The sequence below is a fragment of the Crossiella sp. CA198 genome, from assembly GCF_052078295.1.
In the GTDB taxonomy this organism is placed as follows: Bacteria; Actinomycetota; Actinomycetes; order Mycobacteriales; family Pseudonocardiaceae; genus Crossiella.
In genome coordinates, this window is the sequence record NZ_JBQJIM010000003.1 from 402,411 (window position 1) to 419,306 (window position 16,896).

Genomic DNA, 16,896 nt, shown 5'->3' on the forward strand with positions numbered 1-16,896 from the left:
CCCCCGGTTCACAAAAAGTTCACCGGGGGATGACGGACTCGCCGATTGGCGGTTGACCTTGGGTCAGCCGGCGGCGGTCACCACGGGAGTGGCGCCCTCGACGGGCTCCATGTCCTCGGCGATCCGCATGGCCTCCTCGATCAGGGTCTCCACGATCTGCGACTCCGGCACGGTCTTGATGACCTTGCCCTTGACGAAGATCTGGCCCTTGCCGTTGCCGGAGGCGACACCCAGGTCGGCCTCGCGGGCCTCGCCGGGGCCGTTCACGACACAGCCCATGACCGCCACCCGCAGCGGCACCTCCATGCCTTCCAGACCGGCGGTGACCTGCTCGGCCAGGGTGTAGACGTCGACCTGGGCGCGGCCACAGGAGGGGCAGGAGACGATCTCCAGCTTGCGCGGGCGCAGGTTGAGCGACTGCAGGATCTGGGTGCCGACCTTGATCTCCTCCACCGGCGGGGCGGAGAGCGAGACCCGGATGGTGTCGCCGATGCCGCGGGAGAGCAGCGCGCCGAAGGCCACCGCGGACTTGATGGTGCCCTGGAAAGTCGGGCCCGCCTCGGTGACACCCAGGTGCAGCGGGTAGTCGCACTGCTCGGCCAGCAGCTCGTAGGCCCGGACCATGACGACCGGGTCGTTGTGCTTCACCGAGATCTTGATGTCGTGGTAGTCGTGCTCGGCGAAGAGCGAGGCTTCCCAGAGGGCCGACTCCACCAGCGCCTCCGGCGTGGCCTTGCCGTACTTGGCCAGCAGCCGCGGATCGAGGGACCCGGCGTTGACGCCGATCCGGATCGGGATGCCCGCGTCCTTTGCCGCCTTGGCGATGTCCCCGACCTTGTCGTCGAACTTCTTGATGTTGCCCGGATTGACCCGGACCGCGGCACAGCCGGCGTCAATGGCGGCGAATACGTACTTCGGCTGGAAATGGATATCCGCGATCACCGGAATACCGGACTTCTTCGCGATCGCCGGGAGCGCGTCCGCGTCGTCCTGGGACGGGCAGGCGACCCGCACGATGTCACAGCCCGAGGCGGTCAGCTCGGCGATCTGCTGCAGGGTCGAGTTGACGTCAGAGGTCAGCGTGGTGGTCATCGACTGGATGGACACGGGGTGGTCGGAACCCACACCCACCTTGCCCACCTGGAGCTGACGGGTCTTGCGGCGCTCGGTCAGCACAGGCGGAGGCATCGCCGGAATGCCGAGCATGACACCGTCAACGGTCATCTTTGTTCAACTCCCCATAGGGTCGGCCGGTATTGACTACTTTACGCGACAGGGAAGTTCTCCCTTGGGGTCAGCTAGACCACCCCACGGACGGAAGTGTAACGAGATTCACCGCGCATGCATCTACGCAGAGTCACAAGTCTGCCGCCCAAACTGTGAGTTGGATCGATTCTGTCTTTCCCGAAAGGCTGTATGGGATGTGATCACAACTGCCGGTTGACTTCACCGCAAGGGTACTTGGCCGAAGCATGATCTTTTCGGGGCAGGGGCGAGCATCACGTGCGCGGCAGGTCAGCGACCGATCCGGGCCAGGTCAGGCCCGCGCCCCCGCCGAGTTGGGCCAAGCGGTACGCCCACTTGGCCCAACCGGGCGTACGAGTTGGGCCAAGTCGACGGGTCAGCCGAGGCGGACCGGGTTGATGATGTCGGCGACCAGGACCAGGGCGCCGTAGGCGATGATCACCAGCGAGACGGCGTAGGCCAGCGGCATCAGCTTGGCGACGTCGAAGGGGCCCGGGTCGGGGCGGCGGCGGAGTTTGGCGACACCGCGGCGGACGGACTCATACAGCGCGCCGGCGATGTGGCCGCCGTCCAGCGGGAGCATCGGCAGCATGTTGAACAGGAACAGGGACAGGTTCAGCGCGGCCAGAATGTTGATCATGGCGCTGATCCGCAGGTTGGCCGGGATGTCCGCGGCCGCGATCTCGCCGCCGATCCGGGCCACGCCGACGATGCCGACCGGGGAGTTGCGGTCCCGTTCGCCGCCGAAGACCGCGCTGACCAGGGCCGGCACCCGCTGCGGGAGCTGCACGATGGCGGTGGCCGCCTTGCCGAGCAGGCCGCCGATCTCGTGCACCACGCCGGTGACGCCCATGGTCTGCACCTCGGCGGTGGGCGAGAGTCCCAGGAAGCCGACGGTGACGTTCTTCTTCTCGTCGTCCAGGTCCGGCATCTCGGTGGCGATCAGCTTGGGGTTCAGCGTGAGCTGCTGCCCGCCGCGCTCGACCACCACCGGAATCGTCTTGCCGCCTGCCGCCCGGATCTCCAGCCGGACCGCGTCCCAGCTCTCCGCGGGCTTGCCGTTGAAGCTGAGGATCTTGTCACCGGGCTGGAAACCGGCCGCGCCCGCCGGGGCGGCCGGGGCGTCGGCCGGGCACTCCTTGGCGTTCTGCTGACTGGCGGGCAGCACGCACTTGCTCACACTGGCCACCGTGGTGGTCGGCAGCAGCTTGCCGAAGCCCATCAGCGCGATGGCGAACAGCACCGCGGCCAGGATCAGGTTCATGAACGGTCCGGCGAACATGACGATAATCCGCTTCCACGGTTTCCGCTGGTAGAACTGGCGGTCACCGTCTTCCGGGCGGACCTCCTCGGCCGAGGCGCTGCGCGCGTCGTCGACCATCGAGGAGAACATGCCGGTGCTGCGGCTGCGGCCCAGCTTGCCGCCGCCCACCGGCGGCAACATCCCGATCATCCGGATGTAGCCGCCGAAGGGCAGCGCCTTGATGCCGTACTCGGTCTCGCCGACCTTCTTCGACCACAGCGTGCGCCCGAAGCCCACCATGTACTGGGTGACCTTGACGCCGAACAGCTTGGCCGTGCTGAGGTGGCCCAGCTCGTGCCAGGCGATGGAGAACAGGATCCCGAACACCAGGATCAGGACGCCCAGCACGAACATCATCTAGGTGGCTCCTCGTTCTGCTTACTCGGCCGTGGCGGGCACGCCGAGGAGTTCCTTGGCCCGGGTCCGGGCCCACTCCTCTGCTGCCAGCACCTCGTCAACGGTAGACGGTTCGGCGGACCACTGGTTGCCCTCATCCACAACCCGGGCGACCGTGTCCACAATGTCCAGGAAACCCAGGCCACCGGCGCGGAAGGCGGCGACCGCCTCCTCGTTGGCCGCGTTGTACAGCGCGGGCATGCAGCCACCGGCCGTGCCGGCGGCCCTGGCCAGCGCGACCGCGGGGAACGCGGAGTCGTCCACCGGCTCGAAGGTCCAGGACTGGGCGAGGCTGAAGTCACAGGCCGGGGCCACGTCGGTGAGCCGGTCCGGCCAGGCCAGGGACAGCGCGATGGGCAGCCGCATGTCCGGCGGGCTGGCCTGGGCCAGGGTGGAGCCGTCGCTGAAAGTGACCATCGAGTGCACGATGGACTGCGGGTGCACCACCACGTCGATCTGCTCGTAGGGCACGCCGTAGAGCAGCTGGGCCTCGATCAGCTCCAGCCCCTTGTTGATCATGGTGGCCGAGTTGATGGTGATCACCGGGCCCATCGACCAGTTCGGGTGCGCCATCGCCTGTTCCAGCGTGACCTGGGCCATCTGCTCCCTGGTGCGCCCGCGGAAGGGGCCACCGGAGGCGGTCAGCACCAGCTTGGCGACCTCGCTGGCCCGCCCGCCGCGCAGGCACTGGGCGAGCGCGGAGTGCTCGGAGTCCACCGGCACGATCTGGCCCGGCTTGGCCAGCTTGGTGACCAGCGGACCGCCCGCGACCAGCGATTCCTTGTTGGCCAGCGCGAGCACCGCGCCGCTTTCCAGCGCGGCCAGCGTCGGGGCCAGGCCCTGCGAGCCGGGCATCGCGTTGAGCACCACGTCCGCCGGGTTGCCCTTGATCAGCTCGACCATGGAGCCCGGCCCGGCCAGGATCCGCGGCAGCCGCAGCTCACCGCGCTCGAACCCGCGCTGCTGCGCCTCGGCGTACAGCGCGAGCTGCAGGTCCTCCACCGCGGTCGCCCGCGCCAGCGCGACCACGGGCACGTCGAACTCCAGCGCCTGCGCGGCCACCGTGGCGGCGTCGCTGCCGCCCGCGGCGAGCCCGGCCACCCGGAAGCGGTCCGGGTGCCGACGGATGACATCCAGCGTCTGGGTGCCGATCGACCCGGTCGAGCCGAGCAGAATGACGGAACGCTGTGACTCGGAAGTGGGCATTCGGTACTCCATCACGGTCATTCTCCCTGATCCGGAATGCGGCCCGCCGCACGCGGCAGGACCATGCAGCCATCCTCGGGCATCGGCGCTCAGACGAGTGATCAGAAACAGGGTGTGAACGCCGAAGCGCCGGGTAACTCTGTCAGTGCGCAACGCGAGTCGCGCCGCCCCTCGACGCGACCGGCTGGAAGGAGAGTCTCGTGGGTATCCTCGGGTGGATCGTGGTCGGTCTTATCGCAGGTGCGCTGGCCAAGGCCATCATGCCCGGCAACGACCCCGGCGGAATCCTGGTGACGATGCTGATCGGCATCGTCGGCGGAGTCATCGGCGGCTTTGTCGGCCGGCTCATCTTCAACACCGACACCGGCTCGTTCTTCGACCTTCGAACCTGGCTGCTGGCGATCCTCGGCTCGGTGATCGTGCTGGCCATCTACCGGCTTGTCGTCGGCAGGAAATCGGCGGCCTAGTCACTGAGCGGAACAGCCGGAAGCCCGGGACACCGTCGTTGTCCCGGGCTTCCGGCTGCGCGGGGCCAGTGGTCAGGACTTGATCACTCCGCGCTGGGCGGCGGCCTTGGCCAGCCACTGCCCGGCCCGGTCGGCCAGCCGGGGGAAGTGCCGGTAAAGCCCGCTGACCAGGTGCGCGCTGCCCGGGGCGATGACCACGGCCTTGTTCCGGTCGATGCCGTGCAGCACGGCCCTGGCCAGCTGCTCGGGCTGGAAGGCCGGTCCCTTGCTCTCCAGGGCGGTGATCCGCTGCGCGCTGGGCACCGGCGGCAGGCCGGGATTGGGGGTGAAGCCGGTGTTGGTCATGCCGGGGCAGACCACGGTGACCTTGACCCCGCGGGCCGCGGCCTCGGCGCGCAGCGTCTTGCTCAGCCCGACCACCGCGTGCTTGGTGGCCGCGTACGGCGCGATCATCGGGAACGGGGCCAGGCCGGCCACCGAGGCCATGTTCACGATGTGCCCGCAGCCCTGCTCCAGCATGATCGGGTAGGCCGCGTGCACGCCGTGGATGACCCCGCGCAGGTTCACGTTCACCGCGAGGTTCCAGTGTTCGAGGCCGAGGTCCTCCACCGCGCCCGCGATGATCACCCCGGCGTTGTTGATCATCAGGTCGAGCTTGCCGTGCTCCGCGCGCGCCGCCTGCACCACCTGGCCGACCGCGGCCGCGTCGGTGACGTCCAGCTGGGCCGCGCCAGCCTGTCCGGGCCCGTGCCCGGTGAGCCGCTCGGCCACCTCTTTCGCCTTGTCCCCGTTGAGGTCCGTGACCACGACCGTGTCGCCGCGCAGGACCAGTGCCGTCGCGATCGCCCGTCCGATGCCGGACGCCGCGCCGGTCACCACCGCCACCCTTGTCATGACCGAGAGCAATACCACGGTCACCGGCTGAGGTCATGGGCCGATGGTCAGGAGTGCCCTGTGAGACAGGCGACGCCGGGGGCCATTGGCCACCCGGCGCCGCCGAATTCACTACCTGGGGCCGGTCAGGACCGGCTCAGGGTCACTTGGTGCTGTACACGCGGATCTTCATCGAGGTGCCGTCCTGCTGGAGCACCCGGATGCCGACGCCTGCGCCCGGCACCTTCACGCCCGCGGTCGGCTGTGCGGCCGACCAGTAGGGCTTGGTGTCGTCGAACAGCGGCTTGGCGGACTGTCCCCGCACGTAGCTCGACTTGCCGTTCACGTGCAGCGTGAACGAGTCGGACTTCTGCAGCGAGAACGGTGCGTCGTAGCCTGCGATGCGCGGCCGCCAGGCCTGACCCTCGAGGTTGTAGATCGGGTCGGGATTGGCGTCGATCGGCAGGATCAGGCCCTCACCGGGGTGCGCGCTGGTGTTGTTGTCCACCTGCGAGGTGTCCCAGTAGGAGACCAGCAGACCGTCCTGGTACGGGAACCGCTCCGCCCAGCGCGGGCGAGCCGGCCAGCCGTAGTTGTACGGGCCCACCTGCATGTACTTGTCGAAGGAGGCGTAGGTCCGGTTCGTGGCCACGTAGAAGTGGTCGAAGGACTTGGTCTCCGTGCCGGTGGTGGTGCGGAAGCCCTTGAGCGTCCACCCGTTGTTGCCGCTCTCCGCGCCGTCGGTGAACACCGTCTGGCCATCGGCGACGATCTTGAGGTCGTCGGCGAAGAAGCCGATCGGGGCCACGCCGCCATCGGTGATGTAGCGGAAGCGGACCAGCGCCTTCTTGCCTGCGATGGGGGTCAGCGGGATCTGGGTGTCGACCCACTTGCCACCGCTGGTGTCGGTGATGGCCGGCTTGTCCGCGGCGTCCTTGGGGAACGCCTTGCCGTCCAGCGTGCCGTCCAGCGCGGTCCAGTTGGCCCCGTTGTCGGTGGAGTACTGCGCGTAGACGTAGTCGAAGTCGACCTCGATGTCGTAGCGCGCCTTGAGGCTCAGCGTCGCCGCGGCCTTGCCGGTGAGGTCGACCTCCCTAGTGAGGGTGTTGTCCAGGTCGTCGCCCTGGCCACTCCACCACTGGTTGGCGCCGGCGAAGGGCGCGCCCAGCTGGCTGGTCTTCTGCTTGTCCGGCAGCACGACCACGACACCCTGTGCCTTGTCGCTGTTGTACTCGTGCGGACCGAGGTCCAGCTGCTTGTCCTGGCCCGCGACCACGGTCTCGTAGTCCAGCCAGCCCAGCTGCAGCTTGTCCCAGGCGGACAGGTCAGCGGCCCGGGTGCCGATGCCCTCGTTGGCCGGGGAGACCCGGCTCTGGCCCATCAGCGACCACCAGTTGACGCCGTTCTCCGACGCCCCGCCCGGTCCGGCGGTGTCGTAGTGGTCCGGCAGGCCGAGGTCGTGGCCGTACTCGTGCGCGAACACGCCGAGCCCGCCGTTCTCCGGCTGGATGGTGTAGTCGCCGACCCAGATGCCGGTGTCACCGATCTGGGCGCCGCCGCGCTTGTTGAAGCCGGGGCCGGTCTGGCCGGAGCTGGTGTTGTAGGCGTACCAGCGGTGGGACCAGATCGCGTCCTCGCCCTGGTGCGGGTCGCCGTCGGCCTGGTCGCCGCCGGAGTGCACGATCTGGAAGTGGTCCAGGTAGCCGTCGGACTCGTTGAAGTCGCCGTCGGCGTCGTAGTCGTACCGGTCCCAGGTGTCGTACTCGGCCAGCTTGGCCTTGATCTGCTCGGTGGTCTCACCGGCGGCCTTGCGGTCGGCGGCCCACTGGTTCACGCCGTCCTTGACCAGTTCCCAGGTGTTGTTGCAGGTGCTGCCCGGGCACGGGAAACCGTTGGAGCGGCCGTAGCGCGCCTCGTTGTACTTGACCTTGACCCAGTCGGTGACCAGGCCGTCGACCGAGTACCGGCCGGAGGACTGACGCTCGTAGAAGGTCTTCAGCGACTCGACGTTCTCGCCGGCGCCGAAGTACATCTTCTGGAAGTGGTCCTTGGAGTAGTCCGGCTGCCAGATGGTCGCGTTGTCCTGGCCGCGGTTGGGGGCCGGGATCTCGTTGTGCAGCGGGCCGTCGAAGCGGGCCGGACCAGGGGTCGCCGCGTGGGTGTCCTGGTCGGGGTACTGCGGGTGCCGGTCGTTGCCGAACTCGGTCAGGATGACGAAGATCTTGTCGGTCTTCTCCCTGGCCAGCTCCACGAACTGGTCGACCCGAGGGGACTCGACCGACTTGGCCGCCCGCTCCTGGCCGTTGACCTGCGGCTGCTGCTTGGGCGCGTCGCCAAGCTTGACCACGGTCGAGGAGCCGCGCTTCTCGGTCTTGGCCTCGCCGGAGAGGACCTGCGTGAGCGCCTCGGTGCGCAGCGCCCGCCGCTTGTCCTCCAGCGGGTTGGGCATCTCGTGCTCTGCCTCAACCTCGTTCACGGTTTTGGTCTTGGTGTCCGCGGCGGGTGCCGCGGTGGCGGACCAAGGCGCCGCCGCGCCGAGCAAAGCCACTACGGCCAGCCCGACGGTCATTCTTCTGTGCACGTGCCCTCCCGTGACAGGCGTCGGAGCAGATCAGGTGTGCAGTGACGCTCCGACAGCATGTTGAACGGAAGGAACCATACGAGCGATCCCGGCCAGGTGAAATGGTCAATACGCTTCGTGATGAAGCGGTTGCCTTTCGGCCCGCGCCCGGATGGCGGCGGTCAATCCGATCGACTGGTTGACTTGACCATGAGTGCACAGGCGGCGCGTGCCGCCGGATGAGGAGCCGCCGGATGACCGCCAGCGCGCAGCGGGTGCGCCAGGCCCGTGACCTGCTCGGGCAGGTCCACCAGCAGTTGGCCGAAGGGGGTAGCCGGGACCCCTCGATGGAGGAGGTGGTGAGCATCCTTACGGAGCTACCGGGCCTGCTCAGAGCCACTGCGGGGCTGCTCGACCAGGTCGATCCGGCAGTGGCCGCGGTGGTGCTGAACAGCGCCTCCTCGCCGGGCTGGCTGCACTCCCCAGCCGAACGCGCCCGCTATGTGGCCAGCGCGCTGCGGAGCAAGGCCGACGACGTCGTGGGGATCACCGCGAAGCTCCGGCTGGCGCGCTGAACAGGTCTGGACCCATGCTCGGATTGCCAGTTTTGCATGGGTGCCCAGAGAGCCTGTTCAGCGCGATTCCCAGTTTTACCGTCACTACTGGGTGTTCACCCGATCGGGCTGGTCAACTCCAATTTTCCGTCCCATCGCGCACAGCGCGGCGGCGGCCAGCAACACCGCGGCGGCCACCGCCGCGGTGACCTGCATGCCGCTGACGAAGGCGACGCGGGCGGCCTCGGCGAGCGCGGGCCCGGCCGCTCCGGTCAGTCCCTCGGCCACCGCGACCGCGCCGGCCGGGGTGTCCCTGGCCGCCTCGGCCGCGGCGGCGGGCAGTCCGGGCGGCAGCGCGCCGGTGATCTCGCCGCGGTAGATGAGTCCGATGCCGATGCTGCCCAGCACGGCCATGCCCAGCGCGCCGCCCAGTTCGGTGCCGGTCTCTGACAGCGCCGAGGCCGCGCCCGCGCGTCCCGGCGGGGCCGCGGCCAGCACCAGGTCGTTGGCCAGTGCGGTGACCAGGCCGAGGCCGACGGCGGTCACGGTCATCCCGGCCACCACGGCGAGCAGTCCGGAGCGGTCGGTGACCACGGTGGTCAGCAGCGATAGGCCGGCCGCGCCGACCACCAGTCCGGCCGCGATGACCAGACCAGAGCGGAACCGCCGGGCCAGCGCCGGGCCGAGCGCGGTGCCGATGGCCATGCCCGCGAACACCGGCAGGCCCCACAGCGCGGCCACGAACGGCCGGTAGCCGAGCACGGTCTGCAGGTACTGGGCGGTGAACAGGGTGATGCCGCCGATGGCGAACAGGGTCAGCGTGGTGGCCAGGATGGCGGTCCCGAAGCCCGGGACGCGGAACAGGCCCAGGTCCAGCAGCGGGTCCGGGCGGCGCTGGCGGCGCAGGAACCACAGGCCGAAACCCAGGCCGAGCAGGATCGCGGTGACCGGGAGCCAGCCGAGGCCGTCGGCGGCGATGCGCTTGATGCCGTAGATCGCCGGCAGCAGGGCCAGCAGCGAGAGCAGCGCGCTGACCAGGTCGAACCGGCCGGGCGCCGGGTCGCGGGACTCGGGCAGCAGCACCGGGCCGAGCAGCAACAGCAGCAGCATCGCGGGCACGTTGACCAGGAACGCGGTGCCCCAGTGGAAGTTCTCCAGCAGCAGCCCGCCGAGCACCGGCCCGAGCACCGCGCCGCCGGCGAAGGCCGCGGTCCACACCGAGACCGCGGTGGCCCGCTGGGCCGGGTCAGGGAACATCGCGCGGATCAGCGCGAGGGTGGACGGGGCCAGGGTGGCGCCGCCGACGCCGAGCAGCGCCCTGGCGGCGATGAGCAGTTCCGGGCTGGTGGCGTTCGCGGCCAGCACCGAGGCCAGTCCGAAGAGCACTCCCCCGGCCAGCAGCAGTTTCCGGCGTCCGATGCGGTCACCCAGGGTGCCCATGGTCACCAGCAGCCCGGCCAGCAGGAAGCCGTAGACGTCCATGATCCACAGCAGCTGTCCCCCGGACGGCTGAAGTTCGGCGGACAGGAACGGCACCGCGAACAGCAGTACGGACAGATCCATGGCCACCAGCAAGGCCGGGAGCACCAGCACCGCCAGGCCCAGCCATTGCCGCACCCCCGCGCGGTCAGACAAATCAGTCATGACAGTGAAATATACGTCCGTCTAATACATTAGTATAGATCCTAGGATGGGCGGCGTGGGACACCGTGAAGATCTGTTGGCCGGGGCCAAGCGCTGCCTGCTGGAGCGCGGCTACGCGCGCACCACGGCGCGGGACATCGTCGCCGCCTCCGGGACCAACCTCGCCAGCATCGGGTACCACTTCGGCTCCAAGGAGGCACTGCTGACCCAGGCCCTGATCGAGGCACTCACCGAAACCACCGCCGAGGTGGAGCGGGCCATGCCGGTACACCCGGAAGCCCCCGTGATGCAGCGACTGGAGGCGACCTGGAACCAGGTGATCACCTCAGCCACCGAGCAGCCGGAACTGTGGCGGGCCAGCCTGGAGGCCTTCCTGGTCGGCGTGCAGCAGCCGCAGGTGATGGAGGTGCTCAAGGACCTCTACGAGGCCAAGCGCCAGGAAATCATCGCCGAGTTCAACGGCATCCCCCTGGAGCAGGTGGACCAACGGGACGCGGACACCCTGGGCGCCCTGATGCTGGCGATCGCGGCGGGACTCACCCTGCAGACCATGGTCGACCCAGCCCGAGCACCGCGCGCCGCCGATCTGGTAGCAGGGCTACGCACCCTCGCCAACGCCCTGGAAGCCGACACCCGCCCCTGACCCCCAGACGCGAGTGTTGGCCGTTGTGGACGGTGTGTTGGCCGTTATGGACGCCGAGTTGGCCGTTGTCGTACGCCACGTTGGCCGTTATGGGACAGGGCAAGAGGTGGGGTGGGGGGTGAAACCCCCACGACGAGGGCCCTCGCGTGTTCTCCGTACGGCCTGGAGCATGCAGACCACACCCCGATGAGCGGCCCCTGCAACACAATCCGCCGCCGAACCCACCCAACGTGACGGGGGCCGCTCATCGGGGTGTGGTTGGCTGGCGGAAGGCCGTACGGAGAACACGCGAGCCCTCGGAGCCACGCTGGATCAGGCCCCGGCAGCACAAACCCCGCCCCGCAACCCGCTCATCCCGGCTCTTGATCTGCCTCCCCCCTCCGGTGGTCTGCCCGTCCGGCGAGGCCATCCTTTTTTGATCTTAAAACCGAAGATCAAGATCGTCCTCGCCGGACGGGCAGGAATCAAAGGATGGGGGGAAAATCAAGAGCAAAGAGCAGTGCTCGTGTGCGGTTCCCCATCCCCGTCAGCCCTCCGATACCAAACCACATCCCGGGCAGCGGCCCGGTCGCGCTGGGTTGGCCGGGCGAGGGTTTGTGTTGCAGGGCCGCTGCCCGGGATGCGGTGTGTCCTCTCCAGGCTGACGGGGATGGGGAACCACTCGGGGAAGGTTTTCGAAAAGCCACCCCCGCCACCGGTTTTCGGGCTTCGCCCGCCCACAACGGCCAACACCCCGTACAACAACGGCCAACTCGGCGTACGACAACGGCCAACACGCCGGTGGGGGTTAGGGGGTTGTGGTCAGGTTTAGGTGGGTGCCTGCTTTTCGGGCTCGCCAGGAGGCTGTGGCTACGCCGGCGAGGAGGAGCAGGGCGCTGGTGGCGACCATGGCGGTGGAGAGGGCGACTATTTCTGGGGAGATGCCGCGTTTGCTGGCTTGGCCGTAGACGAAGACCGGCAGGGTGGTGGAGCCCGCGTCGCCGAGGTAGCTGGAGATGACCACGTCGTCGAAGGACAGCAGGAAGGCGAAGGCGGCGCCCGCGGCCACCGCGGGGGCGACCAGGGGCCAGGTCACGGTGCGGAAGGCGGTGAAGGGGGGTGCGCCGAGGTCGGCGGCGGCTTCTTCCAGGCGGGGGTCCATGCCTGCCAGGCGGGCCCGGACTACCACGACCACGAAGCTGAGTGAGAAGGCCACGTGGGCGGCGAGCAGGGCGCCGAAGCCGAGGGGGATGCCGACGAGTTTGACGCAGAAGGCGAGCAGGCTGATGCCCATCACCACCTCGGGCACCACAAGGGGCAGGGTGAGCAGGACCGTCCACACCGCCCGGCCGCGGAAGGCTTTGCGCAGGCCGAAGGCGGCCAGGGTGCCGAGCAGGACGCAGACCAGGGCGCTGGACAAGGCCAGGCGCAGGGTCAGGCCGAGGGCGGTGAGGACGCGGTCGTCTTCGGCCAGGGCGGTGTACCAGCGGGTGCTGAAGCCGGTGATCCGGCTGACTTGCGCGGAGTCGTTGAAGGAGGCCAGGGCCAGCCAGCCGATGGGGAGGTAGAGGAAGGCGAAGACCAGTACCACCGCCAGGCCGAGTTTCCATGGGCGTCTCACAGCACGTCCTCCCCTCGACGGCCGCGCAGCACGAGCACCAGCACGACCAGCACCAGCAGCAGCACCGCCATGGCCGAGCCGAGTGGCCAGTTGTTGCCGCTGCGGAACTGGTCGTCGATGACGCTGCCGAAGGTGGACTGGTCCACCCCGCCGAGCAGTTTCGGCGTGACGAAATCGCCCGCGGCGGGGACCAGCACCAGCAGTGAACCGGCCAGCACACCGGGCGCGACCCCGGGCAGCACGATCCGGAGGAAGGTGGACGCCCGGCCGTGGCCCAGGTCGTAACTGGCCTCGGCCAGGCGGTGGTCGAAGCGTTCGCAGGCCACGTAGAGCGGCAGCACCATGAACGGCAGGAAGCCGTAGCTGAGGCCCAGGATGACCGCGCCGTCGGTGCGCAGGAAGCCACCGTCGGCGTCCAGGCCGATCAGGCCGAGGGTTTGGTTGACCAGGCCGTCGTCGTCGAGCAGGGCCTTCCAGGCGTAGATGCGGGCCAGGTAGGAGGACCAGAACGGGACCAGCACCGCGGCCAGTAGCGCGGTGCGCCAGCGGCCGCCGTGCCGGGCGATGAACCAGGCCAGCGGGAAGCCCAGCAGCAGGCAGACCGCGGTGGTGGCCAGGGCATACAGCAGAGTGCGGCCGAAGATGGGCAGGAAGGCTGGGTCCAGCGCGCTGCGGTAGGCCTGGCTGGTCCACGGCAGCACCACGTGCGTGACGCCGGTGTCGCGGGTGGCGAAGCTGTACTGCACCACCAGCGCGAGCGGGGCCAGCAGGAACAGCGCCAGCCACAGTCCGGCCGGGGAGAGCAGCGCGTGCCGTTTGAGCTGCGCGGCGAGGCGTCCGGTCAACCCGTCTTCACCTTGGTCCACGCGTCGGCGTAGCGGGCCTCGACCTCCCGGTCCAGGTCCTTGGTGAAGGGCAGTTTCGCCAGTGCCTCGGCCGAGGGGTAGACCAGCGGGTCCTCCAGCAACTCCTTCTCGATCATCGGTTTGGCCGCGGCGTTGGGGCTGCCGTAACGGACCGCGTTGGCCAGTTTCGCGCCCACGTCGGCGCGCAGGATGTAGTCGATGAACCGGTGCGCGTTGGCCGCGTGCGGGGCGTTCTTGGGCACGCACAACAGGTCCACATAGGACAGTCCGCCCTCGGTGGGGATGGCGTAGGCGACGTCGGCGTTGTCGTCGCGGGCCTGGAAGGCGTCACCGGAGTAGACCTGGGCGAGCACCACCTGGCCGGAGGCGAGCGGCTGGATCACGTCCGAGGTGATCTGGCCGATCTTCTTCTTCAGCGCCAGCAGGTACTTCACCGCGTCCTCGATCTTGCCGGCGTCGGTGGTGTTCGGGTCGTGGCCCAGTGCCAGCAGGCCCAGCGACATGCCGTCGCGGGCCTCGTCCAGGATCGAGCTGCGGCCCTTGATCGCCGGGTGGTCGAAGGCGCCGAAGCCGGTGAAGGTGCCCAGGGTCTTCTTGGAGTACGCCAGCCCCGTGGTGCCCCAGGCCCACGGGGCGGAGAAGCGGTTGCCCGGGTCGTAGTCGGCGTCGGTGAAGCGCTTGTCCAGGTTGCGCAGGTTCGGGATCAGGTCGTGGTCCAGCGGCTGGAGCAGGCCGGCCCGGCGGAAGCGTCGCAGGAAGTTGTCGCTGGGCACCACCAGGTCATAGCCCGCGCCGCCGGACGCGATCTTGGCTTCCATCTCGTCGTTGGAGCTGAAGTTGTCGTAGGTGACCTTGATGCCCGAGTCGGCCTCGAACCCGCTGAGGGTGTCCGGCGCGATGTAGTCGGTCCAGTTGTAGAAGTTGAGCTGCTTCTCGTCCTTGGCGTTGCTCGCCTTGACCTTGCTCGGCTCCGGCGCGCCGCTCGGCCCGGTGCCGGGAGCCTCGCCGATGCCGCAGGCGGTCAGCCCCTGGGCGGCCACCGCGAAGAAGGCCATCGAGCGCAGCATGCTGCGGCGGGTGACCCGCGGGCTGTCGGTGTCCCACAACCGGGCGATCCGCACCTGCTTGGTCATGGCCTCTTCCCCTGCTCGCCGAGGACAACGGTGTACTCCGGATCCCAGGCCAGCCGCACCGGTTGCCCTGGCGTGCCCGCGTCGGAGATCCGGCGGGTGTTCTGCACGAAGGCGACCAGCTGGCCGCCGCCGGGCACGTCGATCACGTACTGGGTGGACAGGCCGGTGTAGACCACGTCCAGCACGGTGCCCGCCAGCGCGCACCAGCCCTCGGGCGGCTGCTCGGCGCCGTCGAGGTCGTAGAGGTGCAGTTTCTCCGGCCGCACGGTGACCGCGACCGGCTCGCCGTGCCCGATTCCGCGGCCGGGGGCCTGGGCGCGCAGCCGGGTGACGCCGGGGGTGGCCAGCTCCAGCCAGCCCTCCGCCGACCCGGACACGGTGGCGTCCAGGATGTTGGAGGTGCCGATGAACCCGGCCACGAACCGGGTCGCGGGCCGCTCGTAGACGTCCTCGGGGTAGCCGACCTGCTCCACCCGGCCCGCGTTGAGCACCGCGATCCGGTGCGAGAGGACCAGCGCCTCCTCCTGGTCGTGGGTGACGTAGAGGAAGGTGGTGCCGACCTCGCGCTGGATCCGCATCAGCTCGATCTGCATCTGCTTGCGCAACTGGGCGTCCAGCGCGCCCAGCGGCTCGTCCAGCAGCAACAGCCGGGGCTGGGCGGCCAGCGCGCGGGCGATGGCCACCCGCTGCTGCTGCCCGCCGGAGAGCTGGGCGGGCCGCCGCCGGGCGAACCCGGACAGCTGCACCAGTTCCAGGTGCTCGCCGACCCGCTGCTTCAGCTCCGCGCCGCGCAACTTCTTGCGGCGCAGCCCGTAGGCCACGTTGTCCCACACGCTCAGGTGCGGGAACAGCGCGTAGGACTGGAAGACGGTGTTCACATCGCGCCGGTAGGGCGGCACGCCGACCATGGACACCCCGTCCAGCTCGATCCGCCCGGCGTCCGGATCGGCGAAGCCGGCGATCATCCGCAGCAGCGTGGTCTTGCCGCAGCCGGAAGGGCCGAGCACGGAGAAGAACTCGCCCTCGTGCACCCGCAGGTCCACGCCGTCGACGGCGACCTGGTCGGCGAATCGGCGGGTGACACCGTGGATCCCGACCGCGACCGGGGCGTAGGTGTCCGGGGTGCGCGCTTCCACGGGGTGGAACTCAGCGGTCAATCCGAGGACCTCCAGGCACAGCGGTGCCCCGGGTCGGGGCGGCGGGATCGGGGCGAGGACGTGCCCGGCGGCGGGCTGGGCACGCGGGAGGTCAGCGTAATAGAGCAGGGCCGATCCCCGGAAAACGTGCCCGGCGTGAGTCCGGCCGCCCCGTGTGCGACGATGGGCATGTAGACGACCTACTTGTTGGCGTGGAGGGAACGATCGTGGCTACCGCCCCTGGCACGGAGCTGGACAAGCGGACCGGCGCTGCCCTCGACACGCACGACGAACCCTCGGTCGAGTGGGGCTGGCACGGGCACTTCCCGCGCGCCACCAAGATCATGGGCTGGGTCTCGGTCATCGCCATGCTGGGCATGCTGATCGGCAACCACACCGGCTGGAACGAGGACGTCTACCTCATCCTGACCGCGCTGTTCATGGCGGGCGCGCTGATCCGCTGGCAGATCAAGGACCGCACCTCCTGGCGGAACTGACCCACCGCGTCCCACTCCTCGGTACGCCGGAGCCGTCTCTTGCGCATGTTCGCATGAGACGGTTCGCTGCTGTCATGGACGTCGTGCTTGAGCCGTTCTGGCCCAGCAGGCGCTGCCGCTTGTTCGACCAGTTCTGTAGGTAGGCCGCGCGCCCGACGGGGTCCGCTGTCCTCCTCCGCGCGTGGCCGGTCCGTTCGTGTCGTCCCCTCGCCACGCACAGAACGGGATCACCACCCATGTCGGTCACCGACGAACTGCTCGAGAACAACGCCGCCTACGCCGCCGCCTTCACCGGACCGCTGCCACTGCCGCCCGCCCGCGGCCTGGCCGTGCTCGCCTGCATGGACGCCCGGCTCGACGTCTACCGGGTGCTCGGCCTGCAGGAGGGCGAATCGCACGTCATCCGCAACGCAGGCGGCGTGGTCACCGAGGACGAGATCCGCTCGCTGGCGATCAGCCAGCGGCTGCTCGGCACCACCGAGATCATCCTCATCCACCACACCGACTGCGGGATGCTGACCTTCACCGACGACGGGTTCAAAGCCTCGATCCAGGCCGAGACCGGGGTCAAGCCGCCCTGGGCGGCGGAGGCGTTCAGCGATCTGGAGACCGATGTGCGCCAGTCCATCGCCCGGATCAGGAACAGCCCGTACATCCCGCACACCGACTCGGTGCGCGGGTTCGTCTTCGACGTCGCGACCGGAAAACTGAACGAGGTCGTCTGATATATCGACCGTGAACCGTCCGTGTAGCCCCTCGGCCTAGGGTGCTGC

Annotated in this window: 15 protein-coding genes; 5 read left to right on the forward strand and 10 right to left on the reverse strand. The window is 69.1% G+C overall.

What is annotated here, in order from left to right:
- Window positions 1-63: 63 nt before the first annotated feature.
- The 3 genes from ispG to dxr all read right to left on the reverse strand — a co-directional run bounded on the left by ispG (window position 64) and on the right by dxr (window position 4,150).
- Window positions 64-1,224, reverse strand: a complete 1,161-nt coding sequence (ispG, locus tag ACTOWY_RS06920) for a flavodoxin-dependent (E)-4-hydroxy-3-methylbut-2-enyl-diphosphate synthase (protein ID WP_441308755.1) — start codon at window positions 1,222-1,224, stop codon at window positions 64-66.
- A gap of 397 nt (window positions 1,225-1,621) precedes the next feature.
- Complete coding sequence (locus tag ACTOWY_RS06925) at window positions 1,622-2,905, reverse strand: M50 family metallopeptidase (RefSeq protein WP_441308756.1); 1,284 nt, start codon at window positions 2,903-2,905, stop codon at window positions 1,622-1,624.
- Between the two features lie 21 nt (window positions 2,906-2,926).
- Window positions 2,927-4,150, reverse strand: a complete 1,224-nt coding sequence (gene dxr, locus ACTOWY_RS06930; RefSeq protein ID WP_441308757.1) for a 1-deoxy-D-xylulose-5-phosphate reductoisomerase — start codon at window positions 4,148-4,150, stop codon at window positions 2,927-2,929.
- A gap of 200 nt (window positions 4,151-4,350) precedes the next feature.
- Between dxr and ACTOWY_RS06935 the strand changes: the two genes are divergently transcribed.
- The gene (locus tag ACTOWY_RS06935) at window positions 4,351-4,617 is read left to right on the forward strand and encodes a GlsB/YeaQ/YmgE family stress response membrane protein (protein WP_441308758.1); all 267 of its coding nucleotides are present in this window, start codon (window positions 4,351-4,353) and stop codon (window positions 4,615-4,617) included.
- Window positions 4,618-4,689: 72 nt separating this feature from the next.
- On the opposite strand, the gene ACTOWY_RS06940 is transcribed toward ACTOWY_RS06935, so the two are convergent.
- Window positions 4,690-5,535, reverse strand: coding sequence for an SDR family NAD(P)-dependent oxidoreductase (locus ACTOWY_RS06940; RefSeq protein ID WP_441308759.1), 846 nt, complete (start codon window positions 5,533-5,535; stop codon window positions 4,690-4,692).
- Window positions 5,536-5,653: 118 nt separating this feature from the next.
- Window positions 5,654-8,071, reverse strand: a complete 2,418-nt coding sequence (locus ACTOWY_RS06945; protein ID WP_441308760.1) for an immune inhibitor A domain-containing protein — start codon at window positions 8,069-8,071, stop codon at window positions 5,654-5,656.
- Between the two features lie 233 nt (window positions 8,072-8,304).
- Here ACTOWY_RS06945 and ACTOWY_RS06950 point away from each other — a divergent pair, with 233 nt between their 5' ends.
- A complete protein-coding gene (locus ACTOWY_RS06950; RefSeq protein ID WP_247760504.1) occupies window positions 8,305-8,625 on the forward strand; it encodes a hypothetical protein in 321 nt (106 codons plus the stop codon).
- A gap of 84 nt (window positions 8,626-8,709) precedes the next feature.
- Here ACTOWY_RS06950 and ACTOWY_RS06955 read toward each other — a convergent pair whose 3' ends face one another.
- Complete coding sequence (locus ACTOWY_RS06955) at window positions 8,710-10,248, reverse strand: MFS transporter (protein ID WP_441308761.1); 1,539 nt, start codon at window positions 10,246-10,248, stop codon at window positions 8,710-8,712.
- 55 nt (window positions 10,249-10,303) lie between these two features.
- Between ACTOWY_RS06955 and ACTOWY_RS06960 the strand changes: the two genes are divergently transcribed.
- Window positions 10,304-10,891 carry a TetR/AcrR family transcriptional regulator gene (locus tag ACTOWY_RS06960; RefSeq protein WP_441308762.1) on the forward strand — a complete coding sequence of 196 codons (588 nt, stop codon included), beginning with the start codon at window positions 10,304-10,306 and terminating at the stop codon, window positions 10,889-10,891.
- Window positions 10,892-11,678: 787 nt separating this feature from the next.
- On the opposite strand, the gene ACTOWY_RS06965 is transcribed toward ACTOWY_RS06960, so the two are convergent.
- Genes ACTOWY_RS06965 through ACTOWY_RS06980 form a run of 4 tightly spaced genes read right to left on the reverse strand, consistent with a single transcriptional unit; the run spans window position 11,679 to window position 15,647 of the window.
- Window positions 11,679-12,491, reverse strand: a complete 813-nt coding sequence (locus ACTOWY_RS06965) for an ABC transporter permease (protein WP_441308763.1) — start codon at window positions 12,489-12,491, stop codon at window positions 11,679-11,681.
- Window positions 12,488-13,336: an ABC transporter permease gene (locus ACTOWY_RS06970; protein WP_441308764.1), complete on the reverse strand. Its 849-nt coding sequence runs from the start codon at window positions 13,334-13,336 to the stop codon at window positions 12,488-12,490. Before ACTOWY_RS06970 ends, ACTOWY_RS06965 begins: the two co-directional genes overlap by 4 nt.
- Window positions 13,333-14,490: a polyamine ABC transporter substrate-binding protein gene (locus tag ACTOWY_RS06975; RefSeq protein WP_441308765.1), complete on the reverse strand. Its 1,158-nt coding sequence runs from the start codon at window positions 14,488-14,490 to the stop codon at window positions 13,333-13,335. The genes ACTOWY_RS06970 and ACTOWY_RS06975 overlap by 4 nt, the downstream gene beginning before the upstream one ends.
- Window positions 14,487-15,647, reverse strand: coding sequence for an ABC transporter ATP-binding protein (locus ACTOWY_RS06980; RefSeq protein ID WP_441308766.1), 1,161 nt, complete (start codon window positions 15,645-15,647; stop codon window positions 14,487-14,489). The genes ACTOWY_RS06975 and ACTOWY_RS06980 overlap by 4 nt, the downstream gene beginning before the upstream one ends.
- Window positions 15,648-15,853: 206 nt before the next feature.
- On the opposite strand from ACTOWY_RS06980, the gene ACTOWY_RS06985 reads away from it, so the two are divergent.
- Both ACTOWY_RS06985 and ACTOWY_RS06990 read left to right on the forward strand, forming a co-directional pair.
- Window positions 15,854-16,123: a DUF2631 domain-containing protein gene (locus ACTOWY_RS06985; RefSeq protein WP_441308767.1), complete on the forward strand. Its 270-nt coding sequence runs from the start codon at window positions 15,854-15,856 to the stop codon at window positions 16,121-16,123.
- 236 nt (window positions 16,124-16,359) lie between these two features.
- Window positions 16,360-16,848, forward strand: a complete 489-nt coding sequence (locus ACTOWY_RS06990; RefSeq protein WP_441308768.1) for a beta-class carbonic anhydrase — start codon at window positions 16,360-16,362, stop codon at window positions 16,846-16,848.
- The last annotated feature ends 48 nt before the right edge of the window (window positions 16,849-16,896 follow it).